The sequence below is a fragment of the Thauera chlorobenzoica genome (assembly GCF_001922305.1).
Taxonomy (GTDB): domain Bacteria; phylum Pseudomonadota; class Gammaproteobacteria; order Burkholderiales; family Rhodocyclaceae; genus Thauera; species Thauera chlorobenzoica.
Map to the genome: position 1 here is coordinate 3,442,601 of NZ_CP018839.1, position 15,195 is coordinate 3,457,795.

Below are 15,195 nucleotides of genomic sequence, written 5' to 3' on the forward strand. Positions count from 1 at the left end.
CCCTTCCATGCTGCAGCGCGGCAGGCGCAGGCCCGCCGCGCTCGATTGCCACCTCAGTTCCCGCTCATCGCCATCATCAGCTGGTTGATGCGCTTCACGAAGGTCGCCGGGTCGTCGAGGGTGCCACCTTCGGCGAGCAGCGCCTGATCGAACAGCACCGCGGCCCAGTCATCGAAGTTCCTGTCCTCGTACTTCAGGCGCAGCACCGCCGGGTGGTTGGGGTTGATCTCGAGGATCGGCTTCGACACCGGTGCGTTCTGCCCCGCGGCCTTCAGGATGCGGGCGAGGTTCATGCCGAGGTCGTGCTCGTCGGCGACCAGGCAAGCGGGCGAATCGGTCAGGCGCAGCGTCACCTTGACGTCCTTGACGCGCTCGCCCAGGCTCGCCTTCATCTTGTCGAGCAATTCCTTGTACTCGTCGGCAGCCTTCTCGGCTTCCTGCTTCTCCGCCTCGTCCTCGAGCGCGCCGAGGTCAAGGCCGCCCTTGGCCACCGACACCAGGGCCTTGCCGTCGAACTCGGTGAGGTTGCCGGTCACCCACTCGTCGACGCGGTCGGTGAGCAGCAGCACCTCGATGTCCTTCTTGCGGAACACCTCGAGATGCGGGCTGTTCTTCGCCGCATTGAAGGTTTCCGCGGTGACGTAGTAGATCTTGTCCTGGCCTTCCTTCATGCGGCCGATGTAGTCGGCGAGCGAGACCACCTCGTCGGGCGTGTCGGCCTTCGTCGAGGCGAAGCGCAGCAGGCCGGCGATCTTGTCCTTGTTGGCGAAGTCCTCGCCGACGCCCTCCTTCAACACCTTGCCGAAGGCCTTCCAGAAGGTCGCGTACTTCTCCTGGTCGGCGGCCTCGTCGCTGTTGGCGAAGCTTTCGAGCAGGGTCAGCACCTTTTTCGTGCACCCCGAGCGGATGGTGTCGATGTCCTTGGACTCCTGCAGGATCTCGCGCGACACGTTGAGCGGCAGGTCGGCCGAATCGACCACCCCGCGCACGAAGCGCAGGTAGGTCGGCATCAGTTTCTCGGCATCGTCCATGATGAAGACGCGCTTCACGTAGAGCTTGATGCCGTGGCGGGCGTTGCGGTCCCACAGGTCGAAGGGCGCGTTCTTCGGGATGTAGAGCAGGTTGGTGTATTCGTGGCGGCCCTCGACGCGCGAATGGGTCCACGCCAGCGGCTCCTCGAAGTCGTGGCCGACGTGCTTGTAGAAGGCGGTGTACTCATCGTCCGTGATGTCGTTCTTCGCCCGCGTCCACAGCGCGTTGGCCTGATTGACGGTCTCGTCCTCGTCGGTCGGAACCTGCGCCTGCTGCTCCTCGTTCCATTCCTCCTTGTTCATCACGATCGGCTGGACGATGTGGTCGGAGTACTTGCGGATCAGGCTCTTCAACTTCCACGACGACAGCAGGTCTTCCTGGCCCTCACGCAGGTGCAGGATGATCTGGGTGCCGCGGCCGGCCTTCTCGACCTGCTCCACGGTGTAGGCGCCGGCCTCGTCGCCGGCCATCGAGCATTCCCATTTCACCCCTTCGGCGGCGGCCAAGCCGGCACGGCGGGTCACCACCGTGACCTTGTCGGCGACGATGAAGGCGGAGTAGAAGCCAACGCCGAACTGGCCGATCAGGTGGGCGTCCTTCTTCTGGTCGCCGGTAAGCTGGCCGAAGAACTCCTTGGTGCCCGACTTGGCGATGGTGCCGAGGTGGGCGACGGCCTCGTCGCGGCTCATGCCGATGCCGTTGTCGGCGACGGTGATCGTCTTCGCCTCGGCGTCGAAGCCGATGCGGATCTTCAGCTCGGCGTCGTTCTCGTACAGCGCGCCGTTGTCGAGCGCCTCGAAGCGCAGCTTGTCGCAGGCGTCGGAGGCGTTGGAGACCAGTTCGCGCAGGAAGATCTCGCGGTTGGAGTACAGCGAGTGGATCATCAGGTGAAGCAGCTGCTTCACCTCGGCCTGGAAATTGAGGGTCTGAGCGGCTGCGGCGGTTTCGGACATGGATACGGCTCCAACGTTGTTTCGGATCAGTGGAACCTGAGATGGGGATGGCCGCCGGCGTTTCAAGCCCTGGCCGAAGGGTTCAGACGTACTGCACGTCGACAATCTCGATCTCACGCATTCCTGCCGGGCTCTGGAAGCGCACCACATCGCCGATCTTCGCCTTCAGCACCGCGCGCGCCAGCGGCGAGATCCAGCTGATCCGCCCCTGCGCAGCGTCGGCCTCGTCCACGCCGACGATCTGCCAGGTCTGGATCTCGTCGGTATCGAGGTCGCAGAAACTGAGCGTGGCGCCGAAGAACACTTGTTCGAGCCCTTGCTGGCGCTCGGGATCGACCACTTCGGCACTCTCGATGCGCTTGATCAGGAAGCGGATGCGGCGATCGATCTCACGCAGCCGCTTCTTGCCGTAGATGTAATCGCCGTTCTCCGAACGGTCGCCGTTACCCGCCGCCCAGGCAACGGTCTCGACCAGTTTCGGGCGCTCGATGCGCACCAGCTGGTCCAGTTCCACCCGCAGCGCATCGTAACCCCGCCGCGTCATGTAGTTCTTGCTGCCGGCCGGCAGGCGCTGGGCGGGAGCAAGCTCCTCGTCCTCGTCGGCGCCATCACCTTCCTTCACGAATGCCTTGTTCACTGGCGATATCCTCGTACTCGTACTGGACGGAATGCGCATGGTAAGGAATCCCACGCACCGGTGCATGCCACGATGAACGCGCCGGAAGTGAAGTTGTCATTCCACAGCGCCACGCATACCATTGGCTACCGGCCGGCAGCGGCCCGCGGACGCACCTGCGCCGTTGGCGCCTGCAGGGCCTGGCAGGCGCCAGTTCGCCTCCTCTCCACACAGGGCAGCCCCATCATGAGCGATGAAACCTTCGACGAAGTGACCAGCCTGCGCGCACGCCTCGAAGAGCTGCGCAGCGAACACCGCGACCTCGACGAGGCGATCGCCCGCCTGTCCCAGGCCCCCGGCGACGACGAACTGATGATGCGCCGGCTGAAAAAGCGCAAGCTGGCGCTCAAGGACCGGATCGCCGGCATCGAGCACCTGCTCAGCCCCGACGAGCGCGCCTGAGCGCCGCCACCCTGCGCCCGCCACCGCCCAGCGGACAGGGCTTCAGCTGCGTCCGCGTCCGCCACGCCGATCTCCGCCACCGCGCCTTTTTCCATGACCGACATCGAAGTCAACGGCCGGCGTGCCGCCCTCGCGGATAACGGCCCCCGCAGCGACCCCCACCCCTTGCTGCTGATCCACGGCGCCGGGCATGACCGCGGAGCCTGGCAGGCGGTGGCCGGCGGCCTCGTCACCGGCGGACGGCGCGTGATCGTGCCCGACCTGCCCGGACACGGCGCCAGCGCCGGGCCCGCGCTGGCCGACATCGCGTCGATGGCAGCCTGGGTACTGGCGCTGGCCGATGCACTCGGCCTCGAGCGCTTTGCCCTGGGGGGGCACAGCATGGGCGCACTGGTGGCGCTCGCTGCCGCCGCTGCGGCTCCAGCGCGGGTCGCAACGCTGTCCTTGCTCGGCTGCCGGGCGCCGATGCCGGTCGCCCCCTTCCTGCTCGACGCCGCGCGCACCGAACCGGCGCAGGCCCATGCCCTGATCAACAAGTTCTCCTTCGCCCCCGCCGAACGCATCGGCGAAGCGCACCGCCAAGCACTGGAAGCGGCCAACCTCGAGCGCCTGCAGGCCCAACCCGCCGCCGTCCTCGCCGTCGATCTCGCCGCCTGCGAGCGCTGGCAGGACGGGCTGACCGCCGCCGCACACGTGCGCTGCCCGACCCTGCTGCTGTGCGCCGCGTACGACCGGATGACCCCGGTGGAGACATCGCGCCCACTGCTCCAGGCCCTGCAGCCCGGCTGCGATGCCCGCCTGGTCGAACTCCCCGACTGCGGCCATGGCATGATCGACGAAGCCCCCGCCGCCGTCATCGAAGCCCTGCGCGGCCCCGGCTGAAGACGGCAAGACCAGCTCCCCGAGGAGAGAGAGATGTCGCCACAGAACGACGAAAGCCCCCAACCGCCACGTCCCGGTGGCGGGGACGATGCGCACGACAGCGCCGAACGCCCGTTCCCGACCGTGCGCACGGTCGGCCTCGGGGCCCCGCTGCGCTGGGTCGCACTCGGCGCCGGCGACCTCAGGGCCTGCCCGCTCCCCAGCCTGTTCTACGGCTTCTGCTTCGCCGCGATGGGCCTGCTCGTCACCATGGTGTTCCGCCGCGCCTACGAATACACCTTCGCCCTCACCACCGGCTTCCTGCTGCTCGGCCCCTTCCTCGCCATGGGCCTGTACGAGATCAGCCGCCGCCGCGAACTGGGCGCCCCCGCGGTGCTCGCCCCCACCCTCACCGTCTGGCGGCGCAATGCCGGCAACATCGGCGTGTTCGTGGTCGTGCTCGGCATCGTGTTCCTGGTGTGGGCGCGCGCGTCGATGGTCGTGTTCGCCCTTTTCTACACCACCGAGCTGCCTTCGCTGTCGGACTTCATCGGCCAGGTGCTCAGCCTGCGCAACCTCGAATTCCTCGCGGTGTATTTCGGCGTCGGCCTCGTTTTCGCCGTCACCGTCTTCGCCGCCAGCGTGGTCTCGATTCCGCTGATGCTCGACCGCGACCAAGACGCCGTCAGCGCGGTGATCGCCAGTTTCAACGCGCTGCGGAGCAACCCGGGACCGATGCTGATATGGGCCTTCCTGATCGTGAGCCTCACCGGGGTCGGCTTTCTGAGCTTCCACGTCGGCCTGGTGGTGGTCATGCCCCTGCTCGGCCACGCCAGCTGGCACGCCTACCGCGATCTGGTCGAACCGCTTGTCATCGAGCGCTGAGGCGGCGCTTCGGGCGCCCCGTTCGGGCGGCGATCCACCGCCGGGGCGCCGCCCCCCTTCTGCAGAGGATCGGTCCGGACACCCCTCCGGCGCACTTGACGAGCATCTGCCAAAAGGCGATTTTTGCACCCATGCGGCCCACTCGTCGCGCCCCTGCGGCCTTCATCCCCCTCTTCTGCCTGTTCACGCTGGCCCTGTGCCTGCTGCTGCCGGCCCGCGCCGCCGACACAGGTCTCGACGCAGGCCGGAAGCAGGCCGGCATCCACGCGATGGGCGCAGAACATGCACTTGTCGGCCTTGTTGGTGTCGTGGTTGATGAAGCGCGCGTCGCAGGGAGAATCGGAACAGGATTTCATGGCGGAACTCCAGAAGCCGTTGGCGTGGGAGTCACTCTAGGCCTGCGATGGCCGTGCCAAAATTGGTGAAACAAGGCAGCGGACTAGACGGTTTTACCTATTGCGCCGCGCTCCCCTGCCAGGTCCGCCAGCGCGCGATCGGCGTAGTGCCCCGGAGCACCATCCCCCCCATCCGCGGCTCGCCGCATAATCGAGCCATCGATCACAGGGGCCGCCATCCATGGCAGACGCGCATCACGTCCGACATCATCACGACCACGGACACGGACATGACGACCACGCTGCCAGCCGCCACCTGCCGCTGGCCTTGGTTTTGACCCTCGGTTTCGCCGCCGTCGAGGCGGTGGCGGGCTGGTGGTCAGGCTCACTGGCCCTGCTCGGCGACGCCGGCCACATGGTCACCGATGCCTTGTCGCTCGGCCTCGCGGCCCTTGCCGCACGTATCGCGTTGCGTCCGGTCAGCCCGCGCCATTCCTACGGACTACGCCGCGTCGAAGCGCTGGCGGCCCTGGTCAACAGCCTTTTCATGCTGGCCGTCGTCGCCCTGTTGCTGTGGCAGGCGGTGCTCCGCCTGCTCGAGCCGCGCGAGATCGCGGGCCAGACCGTGACGCTGGTGGCGCTCGGCGGCCTCGTCCTGAATCTGGTCGTCGCCTGGCTGCTGACGCGCGGCGAGGGCGACCTCAACACCCGCGGCGCACTGCTGCACGTGCTCGGCGACCTGCTCGGCTCGGTCGCGGCACTGGCCTCCGGCCTCGTCATCCAGTTCAGCGGCTGGACGCCGATCGACCCGCTGCTGACCATGCTGATCTGCGGCCTGATCCTGTTCTCCACCTTGTCGCTGCTGCGCAACGTGCTCCACACCCTGCTCGAAGGCGTGCCCGACGGCCTGTCGCTGCCCGAAGTGGGACGCGCGATGGCCAGCGTGCCAGGCGTGTGCTCGGTACACGACCTCCACATCTGGAGCCTGGACTCGCGCCGCACCGCGCTCTCGGCCCACATCCTGCTGGCCGATGCGCGGCGCTGGCCCGACGTGCTGGAGGCCGAGCGTGCGCTTCTGCGTGGGCGTTTCGGTGTGGAACACGCCACACTGCAGCCCGAGATCTCCCTTGCCGAACCGATCATGTTTGCGCCACGGCGCTCCGGCACCGCCGACGATCGCGACTGACCGGGGCCCGCTCCGCCGCAGCAGGCCAAAACCCGCGTAAACAGCGGCTTCGAGCGCTCCGCGCACCCATCAAAAACATACTACATGTAGTACATAACGAAAAACAAATACACAAATAAAACACTCAACTATTTGTTTTTTAACATTTTTTATTTTTTTGCGAAATCGGATTTTCCGCGCTATTCTTCAGTCCATCCCATGAACCACCACGGATGAAGAAAAAGGCCATGAGCGAGACCAACAGCGCGTCCACGAGCACCCCCATCCAAGGCAGCGCCAAGCCCACCGCCGCCAACCTGCCGATGCAGGAAATCTCCGGCGAAGTCCTCGTCGAAAAATACGCCAAGGGCGACGAGCAGACCGTCGCCGAAGTGCGCCGCCGTGTCGCCTGCGCCCTGGCCGCGGTCGAAACCGAAGACAAGCACGCCCACTGGGAAGCGAAGTTCCTCGAAGCGCAGGAAAAGGGCTTCGTCCCCGCCGGCCGGATCAACAGCGCCGCCGGCACCACGCTCGCCGCCACCCTGATCAACTGCTTCGTGCAGCCGGTCGGCGATTCGGTCACCGAGGCGGTCGACGGCCGCCCCGGCATCTATACCGCGCTCGCCCAGGCCGCCGAAACCATGCGCCGCGGCGGCGGCGTCGGCTACGACTTCTCCTCCATCCGCCCCAAGGGTGCGCTGGTCAAGGGCACGGCCTCGAACGCCTCCGGTCCGGTGTCCTACATGCGCGTGTTCGACCGTTCCTGCGAAACGGTGGAATCGGCCGGTGCCCGCCGCGGCGCGCAGATGGGCGTGCTGCGCTGCGATCACCCGGACATCGAGGAATTCATCCACGCCAAGGATCACGGCGACCTCACCAACTTCAACATCTCGGTCGGCGTCACCGACCCCTTCATGCAGGCGGTCGAAGCCGACGGCTTCGTCGAACTCGCGCACAAGGCCGAGCCGACCGCCGAGCTGAAGGAAGCCGGCGCCTACCAGCGCGACGACGGCCTGTGGGTGTATCGCAAGGTGCGCGCGCGCGAGTTGTGGGACCAGATCATGCGGTCCACCTACGACCACGCCGAGCCGGGCATCCTGTTCCTCGACCGCATGAACCAGGACAACAACCTGTACTACTGCGAAACCATCGAGGCCACCAACCCCTGCGCCGAACAGCCGCTGCCGCCCTACGGCTGCTGCTGCCTGGGCTCGATCAACCTGACGCCCTTCGTCAAGCACCCGTTCACCGACAAGGCCGAGTTCGACTACGCGGCCTTCGGCAAGATCGTCGACATCTCGATCCGGATGCTCGACAACGTGCTTGACAGCACCCACTGGCCGCTCGAGCAGCAGCGCGCCGAAGCCGACTCCAAGCGCCGCGTCGGACTGGGCTTCACCGGCCTGGGCGACGCCCTGATCATGCTCGGCAAGCGCTACGACACGCCCGAAGCGCGCGACGAGGCACGCAAGATTTCCGAGTACATGCGCAACCGCGCCTACCTCGCCTCGTCCGATCTGGCCAAGGAGCGCGGCGCCTTCCCACTGTTCAACGCCGATCTCTACCTGTCGGGTGGCAATTTCGCCTCGCGCCTGCCGGCCGAGGTCAAGGACCGGATCCGCAAGCACGGCATCCGCAACTCGCACCTGCTGTCGATCGCGCCCACCGGCACCATCAGCCTGGCCTTCGCCGACAACGCCAGCAACGGCATCGAGCCGCCGTTCTCCTACACCTACACCCGCCGCAAGCGCATGGCCGACGGCACCTTCAAGGAGTACGCGGTCGAGGACTACGCCTGGCGCCTGTACAAGCACCTTGGCGGCAACGTCGACAAGCTGCCCGCCCCCTTCGTCACCGCACTGGAAATTTCCGCCCAGGCGCACAAGGACATGGTCGCCGCGGTCGCGCCCTACATCGACACCTCGATCTCGAAGACGGTGAACGTGCCGGAAGACTATCCCTACGCCGAGTTCGAGGATCTCTACCTCACCGCGTGGAAGGCCGGCCTCAAGGGGCTGGCCACCTACCGCCCGAACAGCGTCCTCGGTTCGGTGCTGTCGGTCACCCCGAGCACCGAGCAGAAGCAGCCCCACGACGTCGAACTCTCCGACGCCAACCGCCGCCTGTCGATCAAGAGCCTGCCCGCGCCGGTGCTCGCCAGCCTGCGCTGGCCCGGCCGCCCCGAACTGCCCGACGGCAACCTCGCCTGGACCTACATGCTCAACACCCCGACCGGCGGCTTTGCGCTCTTCGTCGGCCAGGTCGGCAACAACGGCAGCTCGTTCCCGTTCGAAGTCTGGGTCAACGGCGCCGACCAGCCGCGCGGCCTCGGCGCGGTGGCAAAGACGCTGTCGATGGACATGCGCGCCAACGACCGCGGCTGGCTCAAGCTGAAGCTCGAGACCCTGGCCCGCACCGTCGGCGAGAAGTCCTTCGAGATGCCCTTCCCGCCGCACGGCGAGAAAAAGCTCGTGCCCGGCGTGGTGTCCGCCTTCGCCCAGGCGGTCAATTACCGCTGCGAAAAACTCGGCGCCTTCGACCACGAGGACGACACCAACCCGGTGCTCGACACCTTGTTCAGCCTCGACGAACCGAAGACCGGCACCGACGGCACGCTGTCGTGGACGGTGGACATCTACAACCCGGCGACCGGCGAAGACTTCGTCCTCGGCCTGAAGGAGATCACCCTGCCGGCGCAGGACGGCTTCAGCGCCGGCGTCACCCGCCCCTATTCGATGTGGCTGTCGGGCAACTACCCGCGCGCGCTCGACGGGCTGTCGCGCATCCTCTCGCTCGACATGCGCGTCATGGACCCGGCGTGGATCGGCATGAAGCTCAGGAAGCTGCTCGACTACCCCGAGCCGCTGGGCGACTTCATGGCCTTCGTCCCCGGCACCCGCCGCCAGCAGAACTATCCCAGCACCGTGGCCTACCTCGCGCAGCTCATCATCCACCGCTATGCGATGCTCGGCGTGCTCGACGAGCGCGGTTATCCGACGCGCGAAATGGGCATCCTCGAGTCACCGCGCGACGACAGCGAACCCAAGCTGATGCAGGGCACGCTGTGCGCCGAATGCGGCAACCACACCGTGATCCGCAAGGACGGCTGCGACTTCTGCACCGCCTGCGGTGCGGTCGGCACCTGCGGCTGAGCGCAGGCGGCGCCTCGCGCCGCGGCTGCTGTGGATTTACGCATAAGCTGCGAGTTGGGCCCAAAAATCTGTGACTAAAGAAACCATAAATTGCGACATGGGAGCCTCAAGAAACAAAAATAGACGCGACGATTTTCATGCCGCGTCCTCGATCAGAATGACTGCGCCAGTGGTGCGCTGGTACAAAAGGCGACCCCTTCGACTAGCCAACCATCGCTGCCGCCGTCATTGAAATCGGCTGGATCGATCGCGTAACGGTGATTGGCATCGCGCCTCACCCCACCCACCACCTCTCCCGCATGCCCGTTATACGCCCGCAACACGGGGAAGGGGGCGACATCCGGGCACTGGCCCAAAGCATCGGGCATGCGGATCGAAAAACCGATCCCCTCAAGATTCCATGCCGGCAACCCCGGCGGCGTCGCTGCCCGAAGCGCCACCAGACCAGCGCATTCCAGCGCCGAGCCCGTGAAGAAATGGCTGTTCGGGCCGATCGATGGGTCGCCATAAAAACGACACACGGGGGAAAAACCCGGTTCGCTGGAATGGGCGGATGCCGCAGCAAACGCCCTGACGGTGGGAAACCATCCGTATTCGGGATGCGCAAGCAAAAGCGCCACCTCGACATCCTCTGCGCTCAGAAAATAGTGATTGAGGCCGGCGTGGTAAAACTCACGCACCACGGTTTCATCCGCCAGCGCCGGGACCGCCTTCTGCACTGCGATTTCCAGCCTGTCATCGCTGCCTCCGGCGACCCTTGTGGCGCGGTACAGGCGCGACAAGGCAGCGCGGTCTCCATTGAGATTGGCGTCCAGGAAGGTCAGGTACCATGCATAGGCTTCGTCCATCACATCGGGATTATGGCCGTGGGCCATTCCCCGGACAGCCACCAAATAACGCGTTCCCTGAAGCCGGTCGACGGCCTCTTCGGTCATGTCCAGCGGCGCAACGTCGTCATCGGTGCCGGCAACGCCGATATAGGCGGCAGTCACACCGCGCGTGCCGCGCTGTTCATCACCGAAAGCAGGCAGCACCGACACCCCCGAATAAGGTACAAAACCGAGGATCGCGCGCAACCTCGGCTCGCGGGTAACCTCCTTGCGCGAGCGCAGGAAATCGGTGGTCAGCTCGGCCCCGGCAAGCAACATCAAGCTCTCGCCACCAAGGCTCGCACCAAAACCGGCAACCCGCCCAGAGTCGATGAGAGGCCCGAAATCCGGTCGGGCAAGCAGATGATCGAGCAGCCCCTGAAGCGCCAGCGGGCGGATGGCCTGCATCTCCACCAGTTCTTCATCGTCCATCAGGAGATAGCGCAGGTCGTCCATGTCCTCGAGCTCGATGCGGGAAATCCGCGCGTCAGCATGGAAGGGGGCGGCCACGACATAACCGTACGAGGCAAAACGTGCCATCGTCGATAAATAGTCGCCCCCCAACGGACTGCCGCCGAGGCCATGCGAATACAGCAGCAAAGGCCACCGAGCGGGTTCCGGACAAGCTTCCTCGCTGCAGCGCTCGGCCAGGATCGGCGCTTCATCTCCACGCTGCATCGCCGGCACGCCGCTGCCATCGGGCAGCATGAAAGAGGCGCGCGGGTTGTCATCGGTGGTCGGGTAGCAAACCAGTGCCACGAACTCTACATCGCGGGTGCGGAAATTACGGAAAAGCGTCCGGTCGTCCGGCGGGCGAACCACGTACCTGATGGCAAATTCAGGCTCGACCAGCAAATCGAACAGCCGCCCGAGCGGCTTGATCACCGTCTGGCACTCGCCCAGCAGCCGGTCCACCACGATTCCGGCCTGGCGCCCGGCGAAGCGCACCACCACCACGCTCTGGCGCGCAGGCGGTGTGCCTTCGATGGCGAACATCCGGCGCAGGCGCACGAAAGGCAGGGCCTGCTTGCGCAGGTTCAGGTAAGCCGCCTCGCCGACGCCGTCGGGCAGCTCGATGCATTCGAGCACCGCATCGAGCGGCAGGATGAAGCTGGCCTCGCCGACGCCAACCCTGAAACCGTCGATGATCGCCAGCGTCAGCGGCAGGCACAGCCGCATCGTCGTGCCCCGCCCGGGCGTGCTGTGGATGTCGAGACTGCCGCGCAGGGCCTCGACATTGCTCTTGACCACGTCCATGCCGACGCCGCGCCCGGACAGGTTGGTGACCTGGCTGGCGGTGGAGAAGCCGGGCTCGAGGATCAGGCGATGGATCTCCGCCGTCGACAGATGGGCATCGGGCGCCACCAGACCGCGCTCGACCGCCTTCGCAAAAATACGCCCGGCATCGAGCCCGGCGCCGTCGTCGGCCACTTCGATGACGATGCTGCCGCTTTCGTGATAGGCATCGAGCTGCAGCGTGCCGCGCGCCGGCTTGCCCGCCGTGAGCCGGCATTCGGGCGACTCGATGCCGTGGTCGATGGCGTTGCGCACCAAGTGCATCAGCGGATCGCCGATCTTCTCCACCATCGACTTGTCGAGCTCGGTTTCGGCGCCGCCGATGCGCAGCTCGATGTCCTTGCCCAGCTCGCGCGAGACGTCGCGCACCACGCGCGGGAAGCGGTTGAACACTTCGCCGATCGGCGTCATGCGCAGGCGCAGTGCGGCGTCGCGCACATCCTCGACCAGGCGCAGCAGGTTGGAGGCGGTCTCGTGCAGTTCGCGGCTGTTGGTCAGCTGCGCCTGCAACTGGGTCGCGGCGCCGGCGATCACCAGCTCGCCGACCTGGTCGATCAACGCATCGAGGCGGTCGGCCGGCACCTTGACGCTCTTGGCTTCGCGCGAGCGCCGCTCCTCGGCAGCACGCTGCTTGTCGAGCGCGGCCTCGACCACCTGCGGCTGCACCACCGCCTGCTCGACCAGCACCTGGCCCAGCCGCTGCGGCGGCACCGCGGCCTGCTGGCACGCCAGCGCCTGTTCCAGTTCGCGCGGCGTCAGCGAACCGCAGGCGAGCAGGATCTCGCCCAGCCGGCGCGGGTCCTCGTCAAGCGACTCGATCAGGGCGATGAAATCTTCGACGCGGCTGTTCGGCGGCACGATGGTGATCGTCGCGCTGTCCTGGACGAATTCGAACACGCTCTCGATCTCGGCCTTGCTCGCCGGGCTGCGCAGCGCCACTTCGAACCCCAGCCAGCACGCTTCCGGATCACCGGCCTCGAGACCGGGCAGCGCATCGGTGACGGTCTCGACATGGACGAGTTCGCCCAGCGTGCGCAGGTAGTGGATGAAGGACAGCGGGTCCATGCCGTTGCGCAGCACTTCGGGGCCGAAGCGCAGCGACAGGTGCCAGTGCTCGGCGCCGATCGGCACGCTGCTGCCGGCGTCCACGGTGCACACCGGTTCGCCCGCCGGCGGCGCGGCCAGCACCGCCCCACCGCCGGCTGCACCGGCGAAGGCCTGCAGCCGTGCCAGCAGCGGCGCCGCCTCGGTCTCCGGCACCGGGTCGCCGGCGGCGATCGCGGCGATCTGGTGGGCAATGTGGTCCTGCGCTTCGAGCAGCAGGCTCACCAGCTCGCCGGAAAACGCCAGCTCGCCGTTGCGCAGGCGATCGAGCACGTTCTCCACGCCGTGAGTGAAGCGCACCACCGCGTCCAGCCCGAACAGCCCCGCCGAGCCCTTGATCGTGTGGGCGCAGCGGAACAGGGCGTTCATGTCCTCGCCCCCCACTTCGTGGCTGTCGGCGTGGAGCAGGATGTCCTCCATCTGCGCGAGCAGTTCGCGGCTTTCTTCGAGGAAGGTGGCCAATGCCAGCGAAAGATCCATGTCGTGCGTTCCTAATGCGGCGCGTCCGCGCCGGCGACCAGCAGCGGGTCGCCGAGCACGCCGCCCAGGTTGGCCAGCTCGAGCAGGCGCAGCACCGCGTCGGCGTGATTGACGAAGCGCACGGTCTTGCCCGCGCAGCGCTTGGCCATCAGCATCAGCTGCAGGCCGGCGGTATCGATCTCTTCGATGCGGCCGAGGTCGATCTCGATTTCGTCGTGCTCATGCAGCGCCGCCAGCCACTCGGCGCGCAGCCCGGTCACGGAATAGATGCTCAGCTCGCCCTCGGGCTCGAGGCGGAACGCGGCGGCAGGGGACGGCGGGGTCTGCCCGGCCGGCCGGGTTTGCGTGTTCATCATGCCGCGCTCACATGATCAGCTTGGCGACCGCGGCCAGCATCTGCTGCGGCTGGAAGGGCTTGACCACCCAGGCGCGCGCACCGGCCTCCTGCCCCAGGCGTTTCTTCTCCTCGGCGGCTTCGGTGGTGAGCATGATCACCGGCGTGAACTTGTAGGCCGGGTTCTTCTTCACTTCGCGCACGAAGCTGATCCCGTCCATGTTCGGCATGTTCACGTCGGAAATGATCAGGTGCACTTTCTGCCCGTTGAGCTTGGCCAGTGCGTCGCGCCCGTCGCAGGCGTCGATGACCTCGTAGCCCGCCCCCTTCAGCGCCATGCTCACCACCAGGCGCAGCGACGCCGAATCGTCGACGATCAGTACGGTCTTGGACATCCATGCTTCTCCTGCTAAAAGAATGTGATTTCCCCGCCCGCGGCGGCCTTGGCCGGCGCGCCCTTGCGGCCATGCTGCTCGAGCGTGGTGTAGGTGCGTTCCAGCTCCGCGACCCAGGCTGCGGCATCGATCGGTGCCGGCAGCTCGCCGCGCCGCCGGCGCGATTCGTCCTCGGCCACGCGCCCGGCCAGACGCGCCATATCGACGCCGACCGCAGACAGGATCTGGCTGACCCGATCCTGGAATTGCAGGTGGACGATCACGCCCTCGACGCGCTGCTGCACTTCGGCACCGTTGCGCTCGAGCGCCTGTGCGCTCTGCTCCATCGCCGAACCGACGCGGTCGAAGCGCTCGAGCACGCGCCCGATCGCAGCCTGCGACTCATCGACCAGAATCACGTCGCGCTCGGCCATGCGCGCCGCGGCCGCCTGCGCCTCGGCCATCGCGGCGTGCGCCAGCTCGACCTTTTCGCGGATCCGCTCGCCGGTCGCCGCCGATTCGTTCGAGAGCGTGCGCACTTCGCTCGCCACCACGGCGAAGCCACGCCCGACCTCGCCCGCGCGCGCCGCCTCGATCGCCGCGTTGAGCGCCAGCAGGTTGGTATGCCTGGCGATCTGGCCGACTTCGCCCGCCATCCGCATCAGGTCTTCCGTCACCTTGCCCAGGCGCTCCACCGCCTGCGACAGGGTCTGCTTTTCGGCGAGCGCGGCATCGAGCCCGGCGAGCACGCCATCGAGTTCCGCGCGCGCATCGGCGATCACGCCGACCACGCTGTCCTCACCGCCACGGGCGGCCGCGGCCTGGGAGCGGGCGAGGGTCTCGCCGAGGCGGTCGAGAATCTCGCCGAACGCCCCGGCGAGTTCACCGACCGCCGTTTCCATCTGGCTGCGCGAGAGCTCGACATGGCCGCTCCAGCGTTCGAGCGAAACCTGCGCCACCTGCTCCAGGCTCTCGGCATAAGCGATGTGCCCCCCCGCGGCCTCGTCCGCCGCGGGCCGCGGACGGAATGCGGCGCACCACAACCAGGTGCCCGCGACAAGCGTGAGCAGCGCCAGCAGGGCCGCCAGCAGTGCGCTCGCCAGCCCCACGCCGAACACGGCCACGGCGCCTGCGCCGAGCAGCCCCGGCCCCAGTGTCGCCGCGCCTCTGGCGACAGCCGACGCGCCCCCGATCCGAATGTGTGACAGCACCCGCGACTCCCTTTCGATCATTCCGTGATGTGGCCCCGGTTTTCCGTCGCTACCCGCCTTCCACCC

The 15,195-nt window shown here is 66.9% G+C and carries 12 protein-coding genes; 5 read left to right on the forward strand and 7 right to left on the reverse strand.

Annotation, left to right across the window (positions count from 1 at the left end; genetic code table 11):
• Nucleotides 1-53: 53 nt before the first annotated feature.
• Nucleotides 54-1,985: a molecular chaperone HtpG gene (gene htpG, locus Tchl_RS16075; RefSeq protein ID WP_075149251.1), complete on the reverse strand. Its 1,932-nt coding sequence runs from the start codon at nucleotides 1,983-1,985 to the stop codon at nucleotides 54-56.
• 82 nt (nucleotides 1,986-2,067) lie between these two features.
• Complete coding sequence (gene greB / locus Tchl_RS16080) at nucleotides 2,068-2,622, reverse strand: transcription elongation factor GreB (protein ID WP_075149252.1); 555 nt, start codon at nucleotides 2,620-2,622, stop codon at nucleotides 2,068-2,070.
• Between the two features lie 225 nt (nucleotides 2,623-2,847).
• On the opposite strand from greB, the gene Tchl_RS16085 reads away from it, so the two are divergent.
• From Tchl_RS16085 to Tchl_RS16095, 3 genes are all read left to right on the forward strand, one after another.
• Nucleotides 2,848-3,063, forward strand: a complete 216-nt coding sequence (locus Tchl_RS16085) for a YdcH family protein (protein ID WP_075149777.1) — start codon at nucleotides 2,848-2,850, stop codon at nucleotides 3,061-3,063.
• Nucleotides 3,064-3,156: 93 nt separating this feature from the next.
• The gene (locus Tchl_RS16090; protein ID WP_075149253.1) at nucleotides 3,157-3,945 is read left to right on the forward strand and encodes an alpha/beta fold hydrolase; all 789 of its coding nucleotides are present in this window, start codon (nucleotides 3,157-3,159) and stop codon (nucleotides 3,943-3,945) included.
• A gap of 33 nt (nucleotides 3,946-3,978) precedes the next feature.
• Nucleotides 3,979-4,809 carry a DUF2189 domain-containing protein gene (locus Tchl_RS16095; RefSeq protein ID WP_075149254.1) on the forward strand — a complete coding sequence of 277 codons (831 nt, stop codon included), beginning with the start codon at nucleotides 3,979-3,981 and terminating at the stop codon, nucleotides 4,807-4,809.
• Here Tchl_RS16095 and Tchl_RS18345 read toward each other — a convergent pair.
• Nucleotides 4,770-5,165, reverse strand: coding sequence for a 4Fe-4S dicluster domain-containing protein (locus Tchl_RS18345; RefSeq protein ID WP_327359892.1), 396 nt, complete (start codon nucleotides 5,163-5,165; stop codon nucleotides 4,770-4,772). The genes Tchl_RS16095 and Tchl_RS18345 overlap by 40 nt on opposite strands.
• Nucleotides 5,166-5,385: 220 nt before the next feature.
• Between Tchl_RS18345 and Tchl_RS16105 the strand changes: the two genes are divergently transcribed.
• Nucleotides 5,386-6,330: a cation diffusion facilitator family transporter gene (locus Tchl_RS16105; protein WP_075149255.1), complete on the forward strand. Its 945-nt coding sequence runs from the start codon at nucleotides 5,386-5,388 to the stop codon at nucleotides 6,328-6,330.
• A gap of 227 nt (nucleotides 6,331-6,557) precedes the next feature.
• The gene (locus tag Tchl_RS16110; protein WP_075149778.1) at nucleotides 6,558-9,461 is read left to right on the forward strand and encodes an adenosylcobalamin-dependent ribonucleoside-diphosphate reductase; all 2,904 of its coding nucleotides are present in this window, start codon (nucleotides 6,558-6,560) and stop codon (nucleotides 9,459-9,461) included.
• A 152-nt stretch (nucleotides 9,462-9,613) separates the two neighbouring features.
• Here Tchl_RS16110 and Tchl_RS17620 read toward each other — a convergent pair whose 3' ends face one another.
• The 4 genes from Tchl_RS17620 to Tchl_RS16130 are packed head-to-tail and all read right to left on the reverse strand — an operon-like array spanning nucleotide 9,614 to nucleotide 15,129.
• Entirely contained in the window at nucleotides 9,614-13,210 is a 3,597-nt protein-coding gene (locus Tchl_RS17620) for an Hpt domain-containing protein (protein ID WP_083945265.1), read from the reverse strand.
• A gap of 11 nt (nucleotides 13,211-13,221) precedes the next feature.
• A complete protein-coding gene (locus tag Tchl_RS16120) occupies nucleotides 13,222-13,566 on the reverse strand; it encodes an STAS domain-containing protein (protein WP_232311611.1) in 345 nt (114 codons plus the stop codon).
• A gap of 7 nt (nucleotides 13,567-13,573) precedes the next feature.
• Nucleotides 13,574-13,939: a response regulator gene (locus Tchl_RS16125; protein ID WP_075149256.1), complete on the reverse strand. Its 366-nt coding sequence runs from the start codon at nucleotides 13,937-13,939 to the stop codon at nucleotides 13,574-13,576.
• 14 nt (nucleotides 13,940-13,953) lie between these two features.
• Nucleotides 13,954-15,129, reverse strand: coding sequence for a methyl-accepting chemotaxis protein (locus Tchl_RS16130; RefSeq protein ID WP_146060738.1), 1,176 nt, complete (start codon nucleotides 15,127-15,129; stop codon nucleotides 13,954-13,956).
• Nucleotides 15,130-15,195 lie beyond the last annotated feature (66 nt).